The following is a 24,410-nucleotide window of genomic DNA, read 5'->3' as shown; positions in this document are numbered from 1 at the left end:
ATGAAAAAAAGGTCGCCATGAATGGCGACCCTACGGTTTTACTTCAACGTCTTACGTACTTCTGCTACCTGATCTTTCGTCACCGCTGGCGCATTGTTGCTCCAGCCCTGACGAATGAAGGTCGCCAGTTTGGCCACTTGATCATCATCCAGACGCTTAGCAAAACCTGGCATCGCCAGCGTTGATGGCGCCTTCTCAGTCGATGGCTGCTGCGCACCGGCCAGAATGGTGTGGATCAAACCGCTGGGATCTTTGGCATTGACGATCGTCGCCTGATCCAGCTCCGGGAAGATCCCCGGCGCGCCTTTACCAGTGACAAAGTGGCAAGCGCCGCAGTTGTCGATATACAGACGCTCACCTTCCGACAAGCCTTTCGCGGCAGTCAGTTTCGCTTCCGTCGCTTGCTGTTTCTTCACGTCGTATGCCTGCAACGCCGGGTTGCCGCCAATGAACTTCAGATAGGAGGCAATCGCTTTCAGGTCAGCATCGGTCATGTGCGAGCTCGAATGCTCAATTACCGACTTCATCTCTCCGCCCACCGCTGCTTTGTCGTTACGACCGGTTTGCAGATAATCAACGATCTCCTGCTCGCTCCAGCGCGGCAAACCACGCAGTGACGGCACATCCCAGTTATTCAGGCTGCCACCAGCAAGGAACTGATCGTCGCCGCTATCCAGCGCTTTCTCGTTCATACCGAGGCCGCGTGGCGTATGGCAGCTGCCGCAGTGACCGAGGCTTTCCACGATGTACGCACCGCGATTAACCTCTTCTGACGCGCCACCAATCGGCTGGAATGGCTTGTCAGAGGTGAACGCCCAGTTCCAGAAACGCATGCCCCAGCGCTGGCTGAACGGGAAGCTGAGATCGGTTTCCGGCGGCTGCTCGCTGCTCGGCTTCACGCCTTTCATAAAGTAGACATACAGCGCGTGCATATCGGCATCGGAGATTTTGGCGTAATCCGGATACGGCATCGCCGGATAGAGACGCGACCCGTTCGGCAACACGCCTTTGCGCACCGCGTCCGAGAACTGCTGCTCGCTGTAGTTGCCGATGCCGTGCTCTTTGTCCGGCGTGATATTGGTGGAGTAAATGGTGCCGAGATTCGACTCTATCGCCAAACCACCGGCGTAATCCCCTTTACCAGAAACGGTATGGCACGCCATACAGTCACCGAGACGCGACAGGTATTCACCCTGCTTGATCAATTGAGCTTCATCTTCCGCGTGTGCCTGCACTGCAAAGCTGCCCAGCAGCACGGCGTTGGCGATTAACAATGATTTTAATTTCATGCGCTTATGCCTGTACCAGTGGACCGGGATTTTTCAGATAATGTTCTTTAATCGCTTGTGCCGCCATCAAGGTGATCGCGCCGATGGTATCGGTCGGGTTCGCCTGGAAGTTTTGCGGGAAGGCGTTGCCGCCCGGCACAAACACGTTATGAACATCCCAGCTCTGCAGGTACTTGTTCAATGCAGAGGTTTTCGGGTTATCGCCCATCACCGCGCCGCCCACGTTGTGGGTCGAGACGTATTTGGTGAGGTCAAAGTCCGCGCCCATTGGCAGGAAGCTCATGCTCATGCTGTCTGGGTTCAGCTCTTTGGCGATGTTGCCGACGATGCCTTTCAGGTGCTGTTGCAGCTTCAGTTCGTTCTCTTTCCAGTTGAACGTCATACGCAGCAACGGCTGACCGCGATGGTCGGTGTAGTTTGGATCCAGATCCAGATAGATATCACGGTACGACTGGCACGTGGTGGTGATGCTGATCTTCATGGAATGGTTGTACCACTCCTCCAGACCTTCCTTGTAACCCATGCCCCAGCTCGGTGTGCCTTTCGGCAACGCAGCGGCCATTGGCGTACCGGTGGCCTGTGAACTGTGGATCTTGGCGCCGCCCAGGAAGCCGAGGCCCGGACCGTCGAAGTTGCCTGGCGAGATGTCGTTGAACATCTGGCCGGTGGCGCCTGCGGTGGCGTAAGAGTTGAAGTTTTTGTCTTTGAAGAACAGGGTTGCGCCGCCGTTCGACAGGAACGCGTAGTTACGCCCTACCACACCTTCTTCGGTGATTGGGTTATACGGCTTGCCGATACCGGAAAGCAGCATCAGGCGCACGTTGTAGAGCTGGAAGCTGGAGAGCACCACGATCTTCGCTGGCTGGAACACTTCGTTGCCGTCCACATCGTAGTAAATCACGCCCTTGGCGGTTTTCTGGTCGTCGTGCAGCACCACTTTCACCACTTCGGCGTGCACTTCGTAAGAGAAGTTTGGCATGCGCTTCAGCGCATCCATCACCGCAGTTTGGGGTGAGGCTTTTGAGTAATTTAGGCACGGATATTTGGAGCAGTAGCCGCAGTAGTTGCACGGCGCGATCTGGTTGCCATACGGGTTTTTCCACGCGCGCGATACGCAGGCAGAAGGGTTAGGGAACGGATGATAGCCGAGTTTGGTGGCCGCCTCTTTGAACATCACGTTGTTCAGCGTGTCTTCCAGCGCAGGCAGCGGATAAGGTTCAGAGCGTGGGCCTTCAAACGGATCGCCGCCCGGCAGAATCTGGCCGCGCAGGTTGCCGGTATTACCCGATTGACCGCAGATCAGCTCAAACTTGTAGTAATACGGCTCGATCTCTTCCCAGCTGAACGGGAAGTCCATCACGCGCATATCTTCCTGCAGGATGCCTGGCTTGTAGGCCTCATCGACGTAGGTTTTCAGCTTGATATCGGTTGGGGTAGGACGAATCAGTACCGCCGTCCAGTGCATACCCGCGCCGCCGACGCCGGTACCCGGCGCAAACGCGCCCCATTTACGGGTGGGCAACGCCGTCTGGCTGCTGTTGTAACGCACGGTGACTGCCACTTCTTTCGGCGTGGCGAACACTTTGTTACGCACGTTGTAGGCGTATTCATCAGCCGGTTTCGGGTAAGCGAAATCCGGGTAATCACGCTCGCCGCCGCGCTCTAATGCGCGTACTTCGAGTCCCGCCATCGCCAGTTCGATGCTCATCAACGAGCCGGCCCAACCGAGGCCGCAAACGACGACGTCGACTTCTTTCTTTGTAATCTGTGCCATGTTAATCCTGTCTCACATACCAAAAACGGGGGTGTGCTTACGCGCTTTCACCCAAGAGGCTGACCGGTCCCAGCGGATACGGCACGTTGTGCTGCTTCACCCATTCGGTAAAGCTGGCGCGTGCGCCCGGGAAGCCGATGGCAATCCAGGCTTTCATGCCTTTGTTGCCGCCGTACATCGGGTCAGCGAGGTAGCCGTGTTTGGTATCTGAGAGCAGCTGGCTGAAGAACTGCGAGGCTTTCAGGTTCTCTTCGCCCAGCGCGGCGAAGTCGATACCGTCGTTTTTGTTCACTTTGGTGAGGACCGCATCTTTCTCTTCCAGTGACAGCGCATGGAACGGTTTCTGGAAGTTGCTTTGCGTCCATTGATTCACCAGCTTGATACCGGTTTGGTACATCTGCTGTGGCGTGAACGGGATTTGATAACCCATGGTGGCAGGCGCATGCACGTTGAAAGGACCTTGCATGTAGATCTCTGCCCCAAACTCCGGGCTGTGTAACTGCTGATCGATAAAGATCGGTACGTTGGTTTCCAGTGCACCTGGCGCTTTACCTTTGCCGCCGGCGGGAATCAGACGATCGGCTGCGGCCAGAATAAATTGCCACTCATCGGCACTGAAAAAGATCGGTTTATAGTCGGCGAGCTCAGGTGCTGCCATTTCCGCAGCTTGCGCCGCAGTCAATCCCTTAAATACCAGGTCACTTAATGGCAAAGCCAGAAGCGACCCAAGTAAAAACTTACGTCTGGTGGTCGGTTTATTTAGAAGCATGGCGCGACGACTCTCACTTGCTAAGAAAGATAATTATTTTTGTTAATAGCTTTATAAATCGGTAAATAACCTGGCAATCTTAGGGATATAGGTATTTCTGAATGTAAAAATTCAATTAAGGATGTGTTTAGATGAAATTCAATCATCATGTTGAATTTAGGTTAAGGCTAGGTAAAAGGCTTTCGAGGCGAAAAACACGGTTTTAACCGTACATTTGATGGGATATTGGCACTAATTAGTGGGCATTTGACCAGGTATTATCGCGCGAAGAAATAATCGCACAAATGAATCAATGAAAAAAAATCATACTTCCATACCAGAGAATTATTCTCATTTATAACATCCTATTTACTTTATTGACCAGCATATGAACGATCTATTTCGCGAAAATGACAAGTCGCGCACAAATAAACGCAATAATACCTCAAGGTAATCAATTGTTATTTTCCGGCACAGCTCAGAACAAACCGGCATTTTGCCAACGCGACGGCAGAGATAGAGTGAATTTATCTATCACTCAGGACAATAATAATGCGCTCACTGATTTTACTCGTCGCTTTATGGGGCAGCAGCTTTGCACTGCACGCCGCCACACCGAAAGATACCCTTGTCGTCGCCGTCCCGCTCGACGGCATTATTAGCTTCGACCCCGCTGAAAGCTTCGAAACCGTCAGTAACAGCGTGCAGCACAACATCTACCAAACGTTAGTGGAGGCGGATCGTAATGATCCACAGAAACTGGCTCCGCTGCTGGCCACCCACTGGCAACAAGGCAGCACGCCGCACAGCTTAGTGTTCAACATCCAACCCGACGCACACTTCTCCAGCGGCAATCCGGTGACGGCGCAGGATGTGATCTTCTCACTGACGCGCGCGGTACAGCTCAACAAAGCGCCCTCTTTCATTCTCGCCGAATTTGGCTGGACCAATGAAAACATCGCCAGCCAGTTTAAAGTGCTGAATGACCATCAGCTGGAGATTCAGTGGCCAGCGCAGATTGGTCAGAACCTGGCGCTGCGCCTGCTGACCGCGCCGGTGGCCTCGGTGGTGGATAGCAAAACCGTGCAGCAACACGTCGCTAATAACGATCTCGGCAACGGCTGGCTGCACACCAACTCCGCCGGCAGCGGCGCATTTATCCTTCAGCAATATGTGCCGCAGCAGGCGCTGGTGCTGAGCGCCAACCAACAAGCTAATCCGCAGCCGAAGCTGAAACGCATTCTGCTTAAAGGCGTGGCGGATGCCGGTGCGCGTCGTCTGCTGATTCAGCAAGGCGATGTCGATGTGGCGTATCAGCTTGGCCCGGATCAGATTGATGCGCTGAAGAGCGACAAGAACCTGCGCATTGAAGCCTTCCCATCTAGCCTGGTTTACTACCTCGGTTTCAATACCAAAGACAAAGCACAACCGGCATTAGGCAATCCGGCGCTGTGGCAAGCCGCGCGCTGGTTGGTAGACTACAACACCATCTCGAAGGATTTGCTGAAAGGTCAGTACCGCATTCATCAGAGCTTCCTGCCGCAGGGCTTTGACGGCGCGCTGGAAGATCAGCCGTTCCACTACGATGTGGCGAAAGCCAAAGCGATTTTAGCCAAAGGCGGCATCAAGCCAGGGACGAAGTTTGCGCTGACGGTGATCAATCAACCGCCCTACATTGACGTAGCACAGGCGCTGCAGGCCAGCTTCGCCAAAGCCGATGTGCAGATTGAGTTGCAGCCGGTGGCGGAATCCGAGCTGTGGAGCAAAATGCGCGGTCGCGATTTCCAGTCGATCTTCATCTATTGGGGCGCGGACTATGTCGATCCGAACACCAACGCCAGCGCCTTTGCGTATAACGTGCCGGGCGGTTCCAAAACCCTGGCGTGGCGCGTCGGCTGGGATATTCCGGATCTGAGCGCGAAAACCCGCGCTGCCGCCGGTGAGAGCGATGCCGTTAAGCGCCGCGCGCTCTATACCGAGTTGCAGAAAACCGTGCAACAGAACTCACCGTTCGTAGTGACGCTGCAAGGCGCACAGCAGGTGGCGGTGCGGAATAACGTGAATCATGTGCAGCAAGGGATTGGCGTGAGTTTGCTGTTTTTTGATTCGGTGCAGAAGTAGTTTAGAGCGTGCTCGCATTCCCCCTCCTCGGTCCTCCCCCATGAATGGGGGAGGAAGATGCTGCCACATGTCAGTACTGAAGCTGCATGTGGCAGCATCTCCTTCCCCCATTTATGGGGGAAGGCAGGGATGGGGGACAGCAGGCACATAATTACGCCTTTTTCGGCACAATCCTCCTCCCTCCTCGCGCGCCGCTTGCTATCCTTTCTGGCATAACCTATTGCCTGAGAGCGAAAAAATCATGACCACTCCGTTACTGATTGCCCAAACGCCTGACGTTCAACTGCATCTTCTCTCCAACATGGCCAACCGCCACGGTTTGATCACCGGCGCTACCGGCACCGGTAAAACCGTCACGCTGCAAAAGCTGGCAGAATCCTTCTCCGATATCGGCGTGCCGGTGTTCATGGCCGATGTGAAAGGCGATCTCACCGGCATTTCCGCTGCGGGTCAAGGTGCGGAGAAGCTGCTGGCGCGTCTGGCGAAGATTGGCGTTACCGACTGGCAGGCGCAGAAAAATCCGGTGATGGTGTGGGATATTTTTGGTCAGCAAGGCCATCCGGTGCGCGCCACGGTATCCGATCTCGGCCCGCTGCTGCTGGCGCGTCTGCTCAACCTCAACGAGGTGCAATCCGGCGTACTGCAAATCATCTTCCGCATCGCCGACGATCAGGGCTTGTTGCTGCTGGATTTCAAAGATCTGCGCGCCATGACGCAGTACATCGGCGACAACGCCAAGGCCTTCCAGACGCAATACGGCAATATCAACAGCGCGTCCGTTGGGGCGATTCAGCGCGGATTGCTGGCGCTGGAGCAGCAAGGTGCCGAGCACTTCTTTGGCGAGCCGATGCTGGATATCCGCGACTGGATGCGCTGCGACAGCAACGGCAAAGGCTTTATCAACATCCTCTCGGCGGAAAAGCTCTATCAAATGCCGAAACTTTACGCCACCAGCCTGCTGTGGCTGCTGGCCGAGCTGTATGAGCACTTGCCCGAAGCTGGCGATCTCGATAAGCCGAAAATGGTGTTCTTCTTCGACGAAGCGCATCTGCTGTTTACCGACGCGCCACCGGTGCTGCTGGAGAAAGTGGAACAGGTGATTCGCCTGATCCGCTCGAAAGGCGTTGGCGTCTATTTCGTTACGCAGAATCCCGCCGATATTCCCGACAACGTGCTGGGCCAGCTTGGCAACCGCGTGCAGCACGCGCTGCGCGCCTTTACGCCGAAAGATCAGAAAGCGGTAAAAAGTGCCGCCGAAACCATGCGCGCCAATCCGGCGTTTGATACCGTCGAGGCGATTCAGGCGCTCGGCACTGGCGAAGCACTGATCTCCTTCCTCGATGAAAAAGGCAGTCCATCGATGGTGCAGCGGGCGATGGTGATTGCGCCCGGCTCGCGCATGGGGCCGGTAAGCCAGGATGAACGTAACGGCCTGATTAACAACTCGCCGCTGTACGGTAAATACGACACGGAAGTGGATCGTGAATCGGCATTCGAAATGCTGCAAAAAGGCGTGCAGGCCACCACGCAGCAAGCCAATGCACCGGAAGCCAAAGGCAACAATGTTGCCGTCGATGATGGCATTCTCGGCGGCCTGAAGGAGATATTGTTCGGCAGCACCGGCCCGCGCGGCGGCAAGCGTGACGGCGTGGTGCAGAGCGTGGCAAAAAGTGCCGCGCGCCAGGTCACCAATCAGATCATTCGTGGTGTACTTGGCAGCCTTCTTGGCGGACGTCGTCGCTAATACCCGTCATACTTCAAGCCGCAGGTGCGTTGGCTGCATGTCTTCCTGCAACTCGAATTATTTAGGGTATTTAAGGAGCTATGGATAAATTTCAACAACTCAAGCGCAGCAAACGTCTGGCGCTGTCGCTGCTGCTGATAGCGGCAGCGACTTTTGTGGTAACGCTGTTTTTGCCCCCCAACTTTTGGGTACTCGGGCTGAAGGCGATTGCCGAAGCGGCGATGGTCGGTGCATTAGCCGACTGGTTCGCGGTGGTGGCGCTGTTCCGCCGCGTGCCGGTGCCCTTTATCTCGCGTCATACGGCGATTATTCCGCGCAATAAAGATCGCATTGGCGAGAATCTGGGTCGCTTTGTGCAGGAGAAATTCCTTGATACCGATTCGCTGCTGGCGCTGATTCGCCGCCACGATCCCTCGCAGATGCTGGCGCAGTGGCTGAACACGCCGGGCAACGCCGATCGCATTGGCCGCCATCTGTTGCAGGTGATGCGCGGTTTTCTCGATCTCACCGATGATCAACGCATTCAGCGTTTTCTGCGCCGTGCAGTGCATCGCGCACTGGATAAGATTGATCTCACCCAATCCAGCGCGCTGCTGCTGGATAGCCTGACGAAAAATAATCGCCATCAGGAGCTGCTGGATGCGGCGGTACAACAGCTGCTGCGCCTACTGCACAAGCCTGGTACGCGCGAGTTTATCGCCGCTCAGATTGTGCGCTGGCTGAAGCGCGAGCATCCGATCAAAGCCAAAATGCTGCCGACCGAATGGCTGGGCGAGCACAGCGCCGATTTGGTGGCGAATGCGGTGGATTCGATACTCGATCAGGTGGCGCTCGACCAGGGACATGAGTTACGTCTCGGCTTTGACCGCGCGGTGCAGCGCCTGATTGAACGGCTGAAAAGCGATCCTGAGATGGCGGAACGCGCCGAAACCATCAAGAGCTGGCTGAAGGAAGATGAGTCGTTCAATCGCTATATTGGCGAGCTGTGGCAGGATTTACGTGGCTGGCTGAAAGACGATCTGAACAGCGAAGATTCGCGGGTGCAGGAGCGCGTTCGGCTGGCGGCACTGTGGCTGGGTGAAACCCTTGCGGCCGATGAAGCGCTGCGCGCTTCTATGAATCAGCATCTCGAAGACGCTGCACGTAGCGTGGCGCCGGAGTTTGCTGCCTTCCTGACGCGCCATATTAGCGATACGGTGAAAAGCTGGGATGCGCGCGATATGTCGCAGCAAATTGAGCTGAATATTGGCCGCGACCTGCAGTTTATCCGCATTAATGGCACGCTGGTTGGCGGGACGATTGGGCTGATTTTGTATTTGTTGTCGCAGGTGCCGGGGTGGATCGAGCAGTTGCATTAAAAAGGTCGCCATAAATGGCGACCCTACGGAGTGTATGTGTGTTGTAGGGTCGCCATTTATGGCGACCGCTCAACATTACCGGCGTTTCATCAGCAGGAACAAGCTGATGGCGAAGAACGCGCCGCTTGGCAAAATCGCACCCAGAATCGGCGGCAAACCGTAGACCAGACTCAGCGGACCAAAGATCTGGTCCAGCACGTAGAACAGGAAGCCAAAACTGATCCCCGTCACCACGCGCACGCCCATTGATACGCTACGCAGCGGACCAAAGATAAACGACAGCGCCATCAACATCATCACCGCCACCGACAGCGGCTGGAAGATTTTGCTCCACATATTCAGCTGGTAGCGCCCTGAAACCTGGCCGCTCTGCTTGAGATATTTACTGTAGTTATACAGGCCGGTGATCGACAGCGCGTCCGGATCCAGCGCCACCACGCCGAGCTTATCGGGCGTCAGGTTGGTTTTCCATTCGCCGCTCAGCGTTTGCGAGCCGGTAATCTGTTTCGCGTCTTGCAGATCCGATTCATCGACCTGCGACAGCGCCCACAGCTTTTTATCCGCATTCCAGGTGGCACTCGCCGCATAGCGAACACTCAGTAAACGACGCTGATCGCTGAACTTGTAGATGCTGACGCCATCAATTTCGTTATCACCTTTGATGCGCTCGATGTAAATGAAATCGTTGCCGTCCTTCGCCCACAGGCCGTTTTGCGTCGAGACCAGCGAGCCGCCGTACAGCTGCTGCGCACGGTAGTTACGCGCCATCTGTTCGCCCTGCGGCGCAACGAATTCGCCCACCGCCATGGTTAACAGCACCAGCGGAATCGCCGTTTTCATCACCGCCAGCGCCACCTGCATGCGGGTAAAGCCCGATGCCTGCATCACCACCAGTTCGCTACGCTGCGCCAGCGTGCCCAAACCTAGCAATGCGCCCAGCAGCGCCGCCATCGGGAAGAATATTTCAATATCCTTCGGTACGCTGAGCAGCGTGTAGTAACCGGCGTCCAGCGCGGTATAGGCGCCCTGCCCGGTTTTACGCAGCTGATCGACGAACTTGATAATGCCCGACAGCGACACCAGCATGAACAGCGTCAGCATGATGGTGTTGAAGATGGTTTTGCCGATATAGCGGTCAAGAACCTTAAACATCAGACCGATCCTCCACGGCTAAAGCGCGCACGGATGCGACGCATCGGCACGGTATCCCACAGGTTCAGCAGCACCGCCAGCGCCAGATAGGAGAAGTTCACCACCCACATCCAGATGGCCGGATCGAAGCGGCCTTTCGCGGCGTTGGAGCGCAGAGAACTCTGCAGCAAGAAGAAGATCAGGTACAGCAGCATGGCCGGCAGCATCGACAGCACACGGCCCTGACGCGGGTTAACCACACTGAGCGGCACCACCATCAGCGCCATAATCAGCACCGCGAACACCAGCGTTAAGCGCCAATGTAACTCCGCCTGGAACTGCGGGGTTTTGGTCTGGAACAGCGTGCTGATATCCGCCTGATCGGCATCGTTCGGATCGAGCGTGGCCTCTTTGTAGCCTATAACCGCCTGATAGTTGACGAAGTCGGTAATGCGGAAGTCACGCAGCAAGGCGGTGCCTTCAAAACGCGTGCCTTTGTCCAGCGTTACCACTTGCGAGCCATCTTTGTGCTGCTCCATGTGACCGCTATCAGCCAGCACCACCGATGGACGTGCATTGCCTTTCGGACGCAACTGCGCCAGGAATACATTACCGAAATGGTTGCCCTTCACATTTTCAACAAACAGCACCGCATTGCCGTCGCTGGAGGTCTGGAACTGTCCAGCCGCCAGCGCCGCCGCGCCTGGGTTGGCTTTGGCGTTTTGCGTCACTTCCTGCTGATAACGTGAGGACCATGGCCCTAACCAAATGACGTTGACCGCCGCCACAATTGATGTGAACAGCATCAGGATCATCGCGGCTTTGATCAGCACACTTTTCCCCAGGCCGCAGGCATGCATCACCGTGATTTCACTTTCGGTGTACAGCCGCCCAAGGGTCATTAAAATCGCCAGAAACAGGCTTAGGGGCAGGATAAGTTGTGCCATTTCAGGCACGCCAAGTCCTAACAATGTCAGAACTAAGTTTGTTGGAATTTCGCCATCCACCGCAGCTCCCAAAATCCGCACTAACTTCTGGCAAAAGAAGATAAGTAGCAGGATGAAGAGGATAGCCAGCTGGCTTTTGAGCGTTTCCCGAACCAGATATCTAATGATGATCACGCTTAGTACGCCTGTGATAACTTGTCTTTTTGCAGGAAAATCGCTAGTTTCAACGCTTATCAGCCATTTTTCTTCATCAATGGCCGTCATCGTAGCTAAAATAGTATGACGAACGCGTTAGCGTGGTGAAAAAACAACATACTTGTCACCACCACTCATTATGACTACCGGCGTTGAATTGTCATGGCGTCGTAACGAATTAATGAGTTACGAGCGCGCTACATTCTAACGACAGCTTAGGCCGTTGTCTTTAAGATTCAGGAGAGTGCATGGAGTTCAGTGTAAAAAGCGGTAGCCCGGAAAAACAGCGTAGCGCCTGCATTGTTGTTGGCGTTTTCGAACCGCGCCGTTTGTCACCCATTGCTGAGCAGCTGGATAAAATCAGCGATGGCTACATCAGCGCCCTGCTGCGCCGCGGTGAACTGGAAGGAAAAGTGGGCCAAACGCTGCTGCTGCACCATGTGCCAAATATCCTCTCCGAACGCATCCTGCTGATCGGCTGCGGTAAAGAGCGCGAGCTGGATGAGCGCCAGTACAAGCAGGTGATTCAAAAGACAATCAATACCTTGAATGATACCGGCTCGATGGAAGCCGTGTGCTTCCTGACTGAACTGCACGTGAAAGGCCGCAATACCTACTGGAAAGTGCGTCAGGCGGTCGAAACCTCGAAAGAAGCGCTCTATAACTTTGATCAGCTGAAAAGCAACAAAGTCGAGCCGCGCCGTCCGCTGCGTAAGCTGGTGTTCAACGTGCCTACCCGCCGTGAACTCACCAGCGGTGAACGTGCTATTCAACACGGTTTAGCTGTGGCTGCCGGTGTGAAAGCCGCAAAAGACCTCAGCAATATGCCGCCAAATATTTGTAACGCCGCGTATCTGGCGTCGCAGGCGCGTCAGCTGGCGGATGCGTACAGCAAAAATGTAACAACCCGCGTCATCGGCGAACAGCAGATGAAAGAGTTGGGTATGAACGCCTATCTGGCGGTCGGTGCCGGTTCCCACAATGAATCGCTGATGTCGGTGATTGAGTACAAAGGCAACAACGATCCGGAAGCACGTCCAATTGTGCTGGTCGGCAAAGGGTTAACCTTCGATTCCGGCGGTATCTCGATCAAACCCGCCGACGCGATGGATGAGATGAAGTACGACATGTGCGGCGCGGCGTCGGTGTACGGCGTAATGCGTATGGTGGCGGAACTGAATCTGCCGCTGAACGTGGTGGGCGTGCTGGTGGGTTGTGAGAACATGCCTGATGGCAAATCAATGCGTCCGGGTGACGTGTTAACCACCATGTCAGGCCAAACCGTTGAAGTGCTGAATACCGATGCCGAAGGCCGTCTGGTGCTGTGCGATGCGCTGACCTACGTCGAACGCTTCGAGCCAGAAGTGGTGATTGACGTCGCCACGCTGACCGGCGCCTGCGTGATTGCGCTGGGTCATCATGTCAGCGGTTTGATGTCGAACCACAATCCGCTGGCGCATGAGCTGATCAGCGCATCTGAGCAGTCTGGCGACCGCGCCTGGCGTCTGCCGATGGCGGATGAGTATCAGGAGCAGCTGGAATCCAATTTTGCGGATATGGCGAACATTGGCGGCCGTCCTGGCGGTGCGATTACGGCGGCCTGCTTCCTCGCGCGCTTCGCGCGTAAGTTTAACTGGGCGCATCTGGATATCGCCGGTACCGCATGGCGTTCCGGTAAAGCCAAAGGCGCAACCGGTCGTCCAGTACCGCTGCTGTCGCAGTTCCTGCTGAATCGCGCAGGGTTGAACGGCGACGATTGATTTGGTGATGGCTGTCCCCCATCCCGGCCTTCCCCCACAAGTGGGGGAAGGAGACGCTGCTACATGCGAATTCACAACTAACATAGGGCAGCATCTTCCTCCCCCACTTGTGGGGGAGGACCGAGGTGGGGGACAGCAAGCACCCAGCCCCCCCTTCTCATCCAAAGGATCCCATGAAAAACGCCACTTTCTATGTGATGGAGTCTGAGAGCGCCAGCGACGGCTTAACCGCCATCGAGGCTTTAGTTTGCTCTCTTGCCGAAACACGCTGGCGTGACGGCAAACGCATCCTGATTGCCTGCGAAAACGAAGAACAAGCCAATCGGCTGGATGAAGCGCTCTGGCAGCTCCCGGCCAACGCCTTTGTGCCGCACAACCTGGCCGGTGAAGGCCCGCGCTACGGCGCACCGGTTGAGCTGGCCTGGCCGCAGCGTCGCGGCAGTTCACCGCGCGATCTGCTGATCAGCCTTCTGCCACAGTTCGCAGATTTTGCTACTGGTTTCCATGAAGTGATAGACTTCGTTCCTTATGAAGAATCCCTAAAACAACTGGCGCGCGATCGCTATAAAGCCTATCGCAGCGTTGGTTTCCAATTGAATACGGCGACGCCACCCTCGCCGCAAACGACAGTGTAGAAATGGAAAAGACATATAACCCGCAAGATATCGAGCAGCCGCTCTACGAGCACTGGGAACAGCAGGGCTACTTTAAACCGAATGGCGATACCAGCCAGGAAAGCTTTTGCATCATGATCCCGCCGCCGAACGTCACCGGCAGCTTGCATATGGGTCACGCTTTCCAGCAGACCATCATGGATACCATGATTCGCTACCAGCGCATGCAGGGTAAAAATACCTTGTGGCAGGCCGGTACCGATCACGCCGGTATCGCCACGCAGATGGTGGTAGAACGTAAAATCGCCGCTGAAGAGGGCAAAACGCGCCAGGATTACGGCCGCGATGCGTTCATCGACAAAATCTGGCAGTGGAAAGCGGAATCTGGCGGCACCATTACGCGCCAGATGCGTCGTCTCGGCAACTCGGTTGACTGGGAGCGCGAGCGCTTCACCATGGATGAAGGTCTGTCCAACGCAGTGCGCGAAGTGTTTGTCCGCCTGTACAAAGAGAACCTGATTTACCGTGGCAAGCGCCTGGTGAACTGGGATCCAAAACTGCGTACCGCCATCTCCGATTTGGAAGTGGAAAACCGCGAGAGCAAAGGCTCGATGTGGCACATCCGCTATCCGCTGGCTGACGGCGTGAAAACCGCGGAAGGCAAAGATTATCTGGTGGTGGCGACCACGCGTCCGGAAACCCTGCTGGGCGATACTGGCGTGGCAGTTAACCCGGAAGATCCGCGCTATAAAGATCTGATCGGCAAAGAGCTGATCCTGCCGCTGGTGAACCGTCGCATTCCGATCGTTGGCGATGAACACGCTGATATGGAAAAAGGCACCGGCTGCGTGAAGATCACCCCAGCGCATGACTTCAACGACTACGAAGTGGGTCGTCGTCATAAGCTGCCGATGATCAACATTCTGACCTTTGATGGCGATATCCGCGAGCGCGCGGAAGTGTTCGACACCAATGGCGAAGTCAGCGACGAGTGCGCCGACGACATCCCGGCACAGTTCCAGAAGATGGAGCGTTTCGCCGCGCGTAAAGCGATTGTGGCTGCCGTTGATGAGATCGGCCTGCTGGAAGAGATCAAACCGCACGACCTTACCGTGCCTTACGGCGATCGCGGCGGCGTGGTGATCGAGCCAATGCTGACCGACCAATGGTATGTACGCACCGCACCGCTGGCGAAAGTCGCCGTTGAAGCGGTAGAAAACGGCGACATCCAGTTTGTGCCGAAGCAGTACGAAAATATGTACTTCTCATGGATGCGCGACATTCAGGATTGGTGTATTTCACGTCAGCTGTGGTGGGGACATCGCATCCCAGCATGGTACGACAACGACGGCAACGTCTACGTTGGCCGCACCGAAGATGAAGTACGTCAGGAAAACAATCTGGCCGCCGACGTGGCGCTGCGCCAGGACGACGACGTGCTGGACACCTGGTTCTCGTCCGGTCTTTGGACCTTCTCGACGCTGGGCTGGCCAGAGAACACCGAAGCGCTGCGTACCTTCCATCCAACCAGCGTGTTGGTGAGCGGCTTCGACATCATCTTCTTCTGGATTGCGCGCATGATCATGCTGACCATGCACTTCATTAAAGATGAAAACGGCAAGCCACAAGTGCCGTTCAAAACCGTCTACATGACCGGTTTGATCCGTGATGAAGAAGGCCAGAAGATGTCCAAGTCGAAAGGCAACGTCATCGATCCGCTGGATATGATTGACGGTATTTCGCTGGAAGATCTGCTGGAGAAGCGTACCGGCAACATGATGCAGCCGCAGCTGGCTGAGAAAATCCGCAAACGTACCGAGAAGCAATTCCCGGACGGCATCGTGCCTTCAGGTACCGATGCGCTGCGCTTTACCCTCGCCGCGCTGGCGTCTACCGGTCGTGATATCAACTGGGATATGAAGCGCCTCGAAGGTTACCGCAACTTCTGTAACAAGCTGTGGAACGCCAGCCGCTTCGTGCTGATGAATACCGAAGAGCAGGATTGCGGCCAAAACGGCGGCGAAATGAAGCTGTCGCTGGCGGATCGCTGGATCCTGAGCGAATTCAACCGCAGCGTGAAAGCTTATCGCGAAGCGCTGGATAGCTATCGCTTTGATATCGCGGCCAACATTCTGTACGACTTCACCTGGAACCAGTTCTGTGACTGGTATCTGGAGCTGACCAAGCCGGTGATGACCAGCGATAGCGAAGCGGAACTGCGCGGTACGCGTAATACGCTGGTCACCGTGCTGGAAGCGCTGCTGCGTCTGGCGCATCCAATCATTCCTTACATCACCGAAACCATCTGGCAGCGTGTGAAAGGCCTGAAAAACATCGACCACGATACCATCATGCTGCAACCGTTCCCGCAGTATGACACGGCGAAAGAGGATGCCGAGGCGCAGGCCGATATCGAGTGGATGAAGCAGGCGATCGTCGCGGTGCGTAATATCCGTGCTGAGATGAACATCGCACCAAGCAAGCCGCTCGACGTGCTGCTGCGTGACTGCTCTGCCGCCGCTCAGCGTCGCGTAGAAGAGAACCGCACCTTCCTGTCGCGTCTGGCGCGTCTGGAAAGTCTGACCATTCTGCCTGCGGGCGAGAAAGGCCCGGTTTCGGTCACCAAGATTGTTGAAGGCGCTGAGTTGCTGATCCCGATGGCGGATCTGGTCAACAAAGAAGCCGAGCTGGAGCGTCTGGCGAAAGAGCTGGTGAAACTTGATGTCGAAATTGAGAAGATCCAGACCAAGCTGGCGAACGAAGGCTTTGTGTCACGTGCGCCGGAAGCGGTTGTCGCGAAAGAGCGTGAGCGCGTGGCTGAGCTTGAGCAATCAAAAGCAAAACTGTTTGAACAGCAGGGCGTGATTGCGGCATTGTAAGCGCTTCAGTCCAACTGCTTCATCGAAGCCGGGCACTGCCCGGCTTTTTTATACCGGAAGATAATGATGACCACCGACGCCTCCATCAATTTAAAGGTGCGCCCCATTACCGCTGCCGATAACGCGCTGATCGCACAGGTGATCCGTGATGTGTCAGCTGAATTTGGCCTGACGCCGGACAAAGGCTACACCGTGTCCGATCCCCATCTCGATCGCCTGTTCGAACTCTACAGCGAAGCCAACAGCGCCTACTGGATTGTGGAACATGACGGTGTGGTGGTGGGCGGCGGCGGCGTTGCTCCACTGGCCTGCAGCGCGCCGGATATCTGCGAGCTGCAGAAGATGTATTTCCTGCCGCAGGTGCGCGGCTTAGGGTTGGCGCGCGATTTGGCGCTGCGCGCCATGGAATTTGCCCGTCAACGGGGTTTTCAGCGCTGCTATCTGGAAACCACCGGCAGTTTGACGCGTGCGATTAAGTTGTATGAGTCATTGGGGTTTGAGCTGATTGATAGCGCGATGGGTTGTACCGGGCATGTGGATTGTGAAGTGCGGATGCTGAAGGTGTTATGATTTGATTGCTGGCTGTGATGTGCTCGCTGCCCCCATCCCGGCCTTCCCCCGCAAGCGGGGGAAGGAGATGCTGCCACATGCAGCTTCATCACTGGCATGTGGCAGCATCTTCCTCCCCCATTTATGGGGGAGGACCGAGGAGGGGGACAGCGCGCACAAACCTAAACCGCCGGCACCCCACTATGAAAGCGTAACTCGCCATCCGGCTCACTGATTAAGCGCGCTTCTGTTTCACCAAAAACCTGCACCCGCGGCGCAATGTCCTTCGGCGAAATCTGCTGCGCCAGCTTCAGGTAATCCTGATAGTGACGCGCTTCTGAGCGCAGCAGCGAAATATAGAACTTCTCCAGCTGCTCATCCAGATACGGCGCCAGGCTGGCGAAACGCTCGCAGGAACGCGCTTCGATGTACGCCCCGCAAATCAGCTTATCCACCAGCGCTTCCGGCTCGTAAGTGCGAATTTCGCGAATCAACCCTTTGGCATAGCGGCTGGCGGTGATTTTGCGATACGGCAAACCGCGCGACTGCATGATTTCCCACACCTGATAGAAGTGATGCAGCTCCTCTTTCACCAGCAGCACCATCATCTCCACCAGATCGTCGGCCCACGGCAGTTCGTTGCGCACGATAATACTTTTGGTCAGATTCTTGTGGGCATTGATGAAGTTACCGTCCTGCTCGTCGCGGTAGATAAAATCTTCATACGGCTTGAGCCACGCCAGAATGGCATCACCACTCGGCTTATCCGCCACGTATTTACGGATGATAAACACCGCCGTTTGCGCGGCCTTCAATTCGCAAACCATGTGATCGGTGAGCAACAACGTCAGATTTTCCGGCTTGCGCGCTTCATCAATCCACGCTTGTGGCGTGCGGCAATGCAGGAATTGATAGATTGGTTCTAATAGCGGAGCGTAATTCATGGGCAGTCTTTTGTGTTACGGGGAAACGTTTCAGGGCGGCGAGCGCCGCCCATTAATGCTTAGTGACGCACACCGTTATCTTCTTCATCGTCGATGAACTCGCCATCGTCGTCTTCATCTTCAGCATCAGGATCTTCAAAGTAGGTGCCCCAACCGTCGTAATCGACGTTGTAGCTGCCTGCCAGATTAACCAGTTGCTCAACCTGCGCATCAATCAACTCAGGCTTCAACGCGCCTTCGCTCAGGATATCCACACACATCACGGTGGTACCGTCTTCCAGCTCCAGCTCTTCTGGCTCGCTCACTTCGTAGCCCAGTTTGAAGGCATCAACCGCGACCTTCTCCAGCGAGTCGAAGTTGTTGCAGGAGAGATGATGCTCAATAGTGTAAAGCGCATCTGGATCGCTGCCGTCTTCCAGCAGCTCTTCAATGATCAGTCGCGTCTCTTCGCGCTGTTCTTCCAGCAATGCTTCATATGCCATGGGTGTGTCCTCAAATATTCGGCTGAATACCATTATTTTCCCACACTGCCTCGCGCGCCACTACACAAAACAACAAGTTTCTTAACGCTGGGGTTGAAAATGCATATTCATACGGTTAGATTGAATTTTAATTCATTTTAATGTGGGCACCCGGAGCGCTGTATGAGTCAGCTACATCAAAGACATTTCCTGAGATTGCTGGATTTCACCCCAGCCGAAATCGATTCTCTGCTGAGCCTGGCAGGTGAATTAAAACACGCAAAGAAAAATGCCAGCGAAACGCAATACCTGAAAGGCAAAAACATCGCGCTCATCTTCGAAAAAGACTCGACTCGTACCCGATGCTCTTTCGAAGTTGCCGCTTACGATCAGGGCGCTAACGTTACCTATCTCGGTCCAAGTGGCAGCCAAATCGGCCATAAAGAGTCGATGAAGGACACCGCGCGCGTGTTGGGACGCATGTATGACGGTATTCAATATCGCGGCTACGGCCAGGAACTGGTTGAAACCTTAGCGGAATTCGCTGGCGTGCCGGTGTGGAACGGCCTGACGACTGAATTCCATCCCACGCAGCTGCTGGCCGATCTGCTGACAATGCAGGAACATCTGCCAGGCAAATCGCTGAATGCAATGACGCTGGTTTACGTCGGCGATGCGCGCAACAACATGGGCAACAGCATGCTGGAAGCCGCTGCGCTGGTCGGCCTGGATCTGCGTTTGGTGGCACCAAAAGGCTGCTGGCCAGAAGCGGAACTGGTGGATCAATGCCGCGTGGTCGCGCAGCAAACCGGTGGCAAAATCACCCTGACCGAAGAGATCGCCGAAGGCGTGCAAGGTGCCGACTTCATTTACACGGATGTGTGGGTGTCGATGGGCGAAGCCAAATCGGTGTGGGAAGAGCGCATCGCCCTGCTGCGTCCTTATCAGGTGAACAGCGCGATGCTGGCACTGACCGGCAACCCGCAGGTGAAGTTCCTGCACTGCTTGCCGGCCTTCCATGACGACAAAACCACGCTGGGCCGGCAAATGGCCGAGCAGTACGGTTTGCAGGATGGCATGGAAGTGAGTAATGAGGTGTTTGAATCGGCGCACAGCATCGTGTTCGATCAGGCTGAAAACCGCATGCACACCATTAAAGCGGTGATGGTGGCGACACTCGGCAAGCTATGATTGGTCGCGCCGCAAACGTTTACCTCGCGCACGATATTTGCTTGATGCAAATCAGTGAATGCGTATAATGCGGCCCAATTTGCCGGAGGAAACATGCAACAGCGCAGCGCACAATTTGACGCTCAACGACGCCTGACAGCGGGCGGCGCATCTGTTTCTTTCCGTCATCAATCGATCGTAAAAAAAGCCCCTTAAGCAGGGGCTTTTTTTTGTCCGCAATCCGGCAGCGCAGAGGAGAACGCTATGGCCAACCCGCTATATCGCAAGCACATTATTTCCATCAACGATCTCAACCGCGACGAGCTGGAGCTGGTGCTGCACACCGCCGCCCAGTTGAAAGCCAATCCCCAGCCGGAGTTGCTGAAACACAACGTGATCGCCAGCTGCTTCTTTGAGGCTTCAACGCGCACGCGCTTGTCTTTTGAAACCGCGATGCATCGTCTCGGCGCATCGGTGGTGGGCTTCGCCGATGGCAGCAATACCTCGCTCGGCAAGAAAGGCGAAACCCTCGCCGATACCATTTCGGTGATTGGTACTTACGTCGATGCCATCGTGATGCGTCATCCGCAGGAAGGCGCGGCGCGTCTGGCGACGGAATTCTCCGGCGGCATTCCGATTCTCAACGCCGGTGACGGTGCCAACCAGCATCCGACGCAAACGCTGCTCGATCTCTTCACCATCCGCGAAACGCAAAATCGCCTCGATAACCTGAATGTGGCGATGGTCGGCGATCTGAAATATGGCCGCACCGTGCATTCACTGACGCAGGCGCTGGCGAAGTTTGATGGCAACCGCTTCTTCTTTATCGCGCCGGATGCGCTGGCGATGCCGTCGTATATCACCGATATGCTGGATGAGCAGAACATTGCCTGGTCGCGCCACGACACCATCGAAGAAGTGATGCCTGAACTCGACATTCTGTATATGACGCGCGTGCAGAAAGAGCGCCTCGATCCGTCGGAATACGCCAACGTCAAAGCGCAGTTCATCCTGCGCGCCGCCGATTTAGCCGGTGCGCGCGACAACATGAAAGTGCTGCATCCGCTGCCGCGTATCGACGAGATAACCACCGACGTGGATAGCACGCCGCACGCCTGGTATTTTCAGCAGGCTGGAAATGGCATCTTCGCTCGCCAGGCACTGCTGGCGCTGGTACTGAATCGCGAACTGGCACTGTAAGGAGCAAAGCGATGACACACGATAATAAATTGCAGGTTGAAGCGATTAAACGCGGCACGGTGATTGACCATATCCCGGCGCAGGTCGGCTTTAAGTTACTGTCGCTGTTTCGTTTGACCGAAACCGATCAGCGCATCACCATCGGCCTCAACTTGCCGTCGGGCGAGATGGGCCGCAAAGATCTGATCAAAATCGAAAACACTTTTCTGACCGACGATCAGATCAATCAGCTGGCGGTGTATGCGCCGCTCGCGACTGTGAACCGCATTGACGAATACGAAGTGGTCGCGAAGATCGCCCCCACCTTGCCAGATCGTATTGACCGCGTGCTGACCTGTCCGAACAGCAACTGCATCAGCCGCAACGAGCCGGTGTTCACCAGCTTTGCGGTGAAAAAGCGCGAAGATGATGTTCATCTGAAATGCAAATATTGCGAGAAAGAGTTCGCGCGCCACGTGGTGCTCGGTCACTGGTAATCGCCTGCGTCGTCCCTATAATGGGACGATTCATTTCGCGGCGGACATCGGTCGGCCGCGCACTTTCAAGGAGAAATAATGTCTCGCGAAATCAGTACTTCAAACGCACCCGCAGCGATTGGCCCTTACGTGCAGGGCGTGGATCTCGGCAGTATGATCATCACGTCAGGCCAGATCCCGGTTGATCCCGCCACTGGCGCCGTTGCCGACGATGTTTCTGCGCAGGCACGTCAGTCACTGGAAAATGTGAAGGCGATTGTCGAAGCCGCAGGCCTGAAAGTGGGCGATATCGTGAAAACTACCGTGTTTGTGAAGGATCTGAATGACTTCGCCACGGTGAACGCAACTTACGAAGCGTTCTTCACCGAGCATAACGCCAGCTTCCCTGCGCGTTCTTGCGTGGAAGTGGCGCGTCTGCCGAAAGATGTGAAGATTGAGATCGAGGCGATTGCGGTTCGTCGTTGATTTGGTTGGTGCTGGCTGTCCCCCATCCCGGCCTTCCCCCGCAAGCGGGGGAAGGAGATGCTGCCACATGCAGCTCCCACACTGACATGTGGCAGCATCTTCCTCCCCCATTTATGGGGGAGGACCGAGGAGGGGGACAGCCAGCACAATACCTATTTAAACGATCGCAACAACTTCTCCAGCGGTCGCACCAGCGCCAGCACCGTTTCATCTTGCACCTGCGCTGCCGCATCCAATTGCGTATGCATCTGCGCCACTTCGCCTGCGCCATACGCCTGATTACGCTCCAGCGCGTTGACCAAATCCAGCCCCATCCGACTCAGTTCCGCCACTTGCTGCACCTGCTGCTGTAGCGGCTTGAGCTGATAGCTACCCAGAATCAGTGGCATCACCGCATCGCTGTTGTTCTGCCAGCGCTGCAGTTGCTGACGAATAGCATGCGCCGCCGCATGATCGGCGCGATTGGCGATCACGCGATCAACCTGCTTATCCAGCAAACGCACCGCGTTGCTCTCGGCAGGTAGCACATCCGCCAAACGATTGAGCGGTTCAAAATAGTCGTAATGCCCTGCCTGGAATTTCAGATGCTGGCGCGTGTAGTACTGCGCCGGTTCCAGCACTTCGGCCAATATGCGCAGCGGCGTGATGTCGCTGCTGTTCGCCAGTCGCATCATCTGCACTTCAGCCTGCTGATGCTGCTGCAGACCGACAGAAATGGTGCCCCAGCGATCCACCGCGCTCAGGCGTTGATACATGTTATCGCTGTCGGTGACATCCTTCGCCGACCATAACCGCTCAGCCACCACAAAGGCGCGCGGCCACAGGCGTGTATCAATCACCCGGCTATTTACGTTCTCCGCCCACAGCGCCGCTTCACCGCCAATCAGGTTGTTTTGCAGCTGTTGCGGCGTCGGCAGCGATGGCGCAATACCAGCTGGCACTTGTGCCAGTTTGCTGCCTTCCGTGGGATAACGCACGTTGCCCACCAGCATATAACCGGTCAGCTTGTCTTGCGTCAGCGTCACCATCGGCTGGAACGGCCCCATCCACGTATCGACGCTGAAGGTCAGCTGCGTTGGCGACAGCCAGCGGATATCGCTGACCATGCGACGTGCTTTGCCGCTGAAATCGATAAAGCCGCGCCAGCCGTTTTTCCCTTCAACCAGCGTAAAGCTGCCTTTCAGCGCGCTGCCTTTCAGACGCGGCATGGTGAATTGCCAGCTCTGCGTCTGCTCACCGGCTTGCACCTGATCCGCACCGTTAAGCCCTTGCGGCCAGGGTTCATTGCGATAGTGATAGGCGGCGGTTTGCGGCTGATCGAGATAGAAACCGGTGGAGAGAATGCCACGGAAGTCGTTTTTCGCCACGGTACCCAACGCATCCTGTCCTTGCCACGATTGAATCAGAATGCTTTTTGGCAGATCAGGATGGTAAACCTCATCCCAACCGATCATGCGGCGCTGATGCGCTTCGAGGATTTTCTCAACGCGCTGGTTAAACCAGGCTTGCAGCGCATGCGAATCTTTCAGGCCGTGGTCGCGCATAAATTGCTGAATACGCGTGGAATCATTCCACTGAGTTGGATCGACCTCATCGCCGCCGATGTGAATGTAGGGATCGGGGAAGATCGCCGTGACTTCGCCCATTAAGGTGTCGATAAAGCGGAACACCGCGTCGTTGCTGGGATCGAGCAGCGGCTTAAATACACCCCAGCCGCGCTCCATCTGATACGGGCCCGGCGCGCTCATTAATTCCGGCATCGCCACCGCGATCGCCGAGGCATGGCCTGGCAGATCGATTTCCGGTACCACGCGCACGCCGCGCTGCGTGGCATAGCGCACCACATCGCGCATCTGCTGCTGCGTGTAGTACAGACCGTCGCTGGCTTTCTCTTGCAGCTGCGGATAGTGGCTGGAGGCAAAACGCCAACCTTGATCGTCAGTTAAGTGCCAGTGAAACACGTTCATGCGCGCGGCCGCGATGCCGTCGATTTGCCGCTTCACGGTTTCAATCGGCAGGAAATGGCGCGCCGAATCAATCAGCACACCGCGCCACGGAAAGCGCGGTTTATCGTCAATGGTGACGTAGGGAATTTCGGTGCCTTTTTCCGTGTTTTCAATCAGCTGTAGCACGGTTTCCATGCCGCGCATCGCACCAAAGCGCGTGTTGGCTTTCAGTAATACGCCGTCGCTGTTAACCAGCAGATGATAACTTTCGTCGCTGTCCGGCTGCGGGATCGGATCAACCGCCTGCGCGATTTGCACCTGAATGCTGGGATGATCGCTGGATGCGCTAGCTGGCAGCAGCGGCCAGCCGGTTTGCCGCGCAATGCGTGCACGCCAGCGCGATTCAGCACCTTCCAGATGATCGCCCGAGATATGCAAGGTGAGCTGCGGCGTTAACGCATACGCCCCGCCGCCGCTTGGTTGCACCACGCTTTGTGGCCACGGCATCAGCGGTAAATCCCCGGCGGGCGCGGCGAAGGTGGAAAAAGTCATGGATAAACAACAGGCAAGCAAGGTTCTCTGCAATAGCATCTGGGCATCCTTGTAAATGAAACAGCGGACCAAAATGGGCAAAAGGCC

At 55.8% G+C, this 24,410-nt stretch carries 19 protein-coding genes; 11 read left to right on the top strand and 8 right to left on the bottom strand.

Translation table 11 applies throughout. The features are described from left to right. Window positions 1–38: 38 nt before the first annotated feature. From AC6I8A_RS03185 to AC6I8A_RS03175, 3 genes are read right to left on the bottom strand one after another with little or no spacing between them, the layout of a single operon-like run. Window positions 39–1,289, bottom strand: coding sequence for a c-type cytochrome (locus AC6I8A_RS03185; RefSeq protein ID WP_008104225.1), 1,251 nt, complete (start codon window positions 1,287–1,289; stop codon window positions 39–41). A gap of 4 nt (window positions 1,290–1,293) precedes the next feature. Beyond that, on the bottom strand, window positions 1,294–3,063 hold the full coding sequence (locus AC6I8A_RS03180; protein WP_497818026.1) for a GMC family oxidoreductase: 1,770 nt from the start codon (window positions 3,061–3,063) through the stop codon (window positions 1,294–1,296). 37 nt (window positions 3,064–3,100) lie between these two features. Next, on the bottom strand, window positions 3,101–3,832 hold the full coding sequence (locus AC6I8A_RS03175) for a gluconate 2-dehydrogenase subunit 3 family protein (RefSeq protein WP_256698309.1): 732 nt from the start codon (window positions 3,830–3,832) through the stop codon (window positions 3,101–3,103). Window positions 3,833–4,363: 531 nt separating this feature from the next. Here AC6I8A_RS03175 and AC6I8A_RS03170 point away from each other — a divergent pair. The 3 genes from AC6I8A_RS03170 (at window position 4,364) to AC6I8A_RS03160 (ending at window position 9,034) form a co-directional block, all read left to right on the top strand. Next, entirely contained in the window at window positions 4,364–5,932 is a 1,569-nt protein-coding gene (locus tag AC6I8A_RS03170) for an ABC transporter substrate-binding protein (RefSeq protein ID WP_436332595.1), read from the top strand. A gap of 241 nt (window positions 5,933–6,173) precedes the next feature. After that, a complete protein-coding gene (locus AC6I8A_RS03165) occupies window positions 6,174–7,676 on the top strand; it encodes a helicase HerA-like C-terminal domain-containing protein (protein WP_497818025.1) in 1,503 nt (500 codons plus the stop codon). 80 nt (window positions 7,677–7,756) lie between these two features. Beyond that, window positions 7,757–9,034, top strand: coding sequence for a DUF445 domain-containing protein (locus AC6I8A_RS03160; protein ID WP_497818024.1), 1,278 nt, complete (start codon window positions 7,757–7,759; stop codon window positions 9,032–9,034). Between the two features lie 75 nt (window positions 9,035–9,109). On the opposite strand, the gene lptG is transcribed toward AC6I8A_RS03160, so the two are convergent. After that, window positions 9,110–10,186 carry an LPS export ABC transporter permease LptG gene (lptG, locus tag AC6I8A_RS03155; RefSeq protein ID WP_008104239.1) on the bottom strand — a complete coding sequence of 359 codons (1,077 nt, stop codon included), beginning with the start codon at window positions 10,184–10,186 and terminating at the stop codon, window positions 9,110–9,112. Further along, window positions 10,186–11,286: an LPS export ABC transporter permease LptF gene (gene lptF, locus AC6I8A_RS03150; protein ID WP_436332598.1), complete on the bottom strand. Its 1,101-nt coding sequence runs from the start codon at window positions 11,284–11,286 to the stop codon at window positions 10,186–10,188. Before lptF ends, lptG begins: the two co-directional genes overlap by 1 nt. A gap of 269 nt (window positions 11,287–11,555) precedes the next feature. Here lptF and pepA point away from each other — a divergent pair, with 269 nt between their 5' ends. The 4 genes from pepA (at window position 11,556) to AC6I8A_RS03130 (ending at window position 17,130) form a co-directional block, all read left to right on the top strand. Next, entirely contained in the window at window positions 11,556–13,067 is a 1,512-nt protein-coding gene (gene pepA / locus AC6I8A_RS03145) for a leucyl aminopeptidase (RefSeq protein WP_256698304.1), read from the top strand. Between the two features lie 173 nt (window positions 13,068–13,240). Then, entirely contained in the window at window positions 13,241–13,702 is a 462-nt protein-coding gene (locus tag AC6I8A_RS03140) for a DNA polymerase III subunit chi (RefSeq protein ID WP_008104246.1), read from the top strand. A gap of 2 nt (window positions 13,703–13,704) precedes the next feature. Then, window positions 13,705–16,560 (top strand): valine--tRNA ligase, encoded by a 2,856-nt coding sequence (locus AC6I8A_RS03135; protein WP_497818023.1) that lies wholly within the window; start codon window positions 13,705–13,707, stop codon window positions 16,558–16,560. Between the two features lie 66 nt (window positions 16,561–16,626). Beyond that, window positions 16,627–17,130: a GNAT family N-acetyltransferase gene (locus tag AC6I8A_RS03130; RefSeq protein WP_497818931.1), complete on the top strand. Its 504-nt coding sequence runs from the start codon at window positions 16,627–16,629 to the stop codon at window positions 17,128–17,130. A 161-nt stretch (window positions 17,131–17,291) separates the two neighbouring features. Here AC6I8A_RS03130 and miaE read toward each other — a convergent pair whose 3' ends face one another. Continuing rightward, window positions 17,292–18,053, bottom strand: a complete 762-nt coding sequence (miaE, locus tag AC6I8A_RS03125) for a tRNA isopentenyl-2-thiomethyl-A-37 hydroxylase MiaE (protein WP_256698303.1) — start codon at window positions 18,051–18,053, stop codon at window positions 17,292–17,294. Window positions 18,054–18,112: 59 nt separating this feature from the next. After that, window positions 18,113–18,535 (bottom strand): ribonuclease E inhibitor RraB, encoded by a 423-nt coding sequence (gene rraB / locus AC6I8A_RS03120; RefSeq protein ID WP_008104254.1) that lies wholly within the window; start codon window positions 18,533–18,535, stop codon window positions 18,113–18,115. Between the two features lie 162 nt (window positions 18,536–18,697). Here rraB and argF point away from each other — a divergent pair, with 162 nt between their 5' ends. From argF to ridA, 4 genes are all read left to right on the top strand, one after another. Continuing rightward, window positions 18,698–19,705, top strand: a complete 1,008-nt coding sequence (argF, locus tag AC6I8A_RS03115) for an ornithine carbamoyltransferase (RefSeq protein ID WP_497818022.1) — start codon at window positions 18,698–18,700, stop codon at window positions 19,703–19,705. Window positions 19,706–19,948: 243 nt separating this feature from the next. After that, complete coding sequence (gene pyrB / locus AC6I8A_RS03110) at window positions 19,949–20,884, top strand: aspartate carbamoyltransferase (protein ID WP_008104258.1); 936 nt, start codon at window positions 19,949–19,951, stop codon at window positions 20,882–20,884. Window positions 20,885–20,895: 11 nt separating this feature from the next. Continuing rightward, window positions 20,896–21,360 carry an aspartate carbamoyltransferase regulatory subunit gene (gene pyrI / locus AC6I8A_RS03105; protein WP_007886734.1) on the top strand — a complete coding sequence of 155 codons (465 nt, stop codon included), beginning with the start codon at window positions 20,896–20,898 and terminating at the stop codon, window positions 21,358–21,360. 78 nt (window positions 21,361–21,438) lie between these two features. Further along, complete coding sequence (gene ridA / locus AC6I8A_RS03100; protein ID WP_061718232.1) at window positions 21,439–21,825, top strand: 2-iminobutanoate/2-iminopropanoate deaminase; 387 nt, start codon at window positions 21,439–21,441, stop codon at window positions 21,823–21,825. Between the two features lie 152 nt (window positions 21,826–21,977). On the opposite strand, the gene AC6I8A_RS03095 is transcribed toward ridA, so the two are convergent. After that, window positions 21,978–24,362: a beta-N-acetylhexosaminidase gene (locus tag AC6I8A_RS03095; RefSeq protein WP_265300893.1), complete on the bottom strand. Its 2,385-nt coding sequence runs from the start codon at window positions 24,360–24,362 to the stop codon at window positions 21,978–21,980. Window positions 24,363–24,410: the final 48 nt, after the last annotated feature.

Source organism: Pantoea sp. X-Soil-ISGK-275 (genome assembly GCF_059730795.1).
The sequence above is the reverse complement of the archived record's forward strand: the minus strand, read 5'-3'. Positions and strand labels throughout refer to the sequence as shown.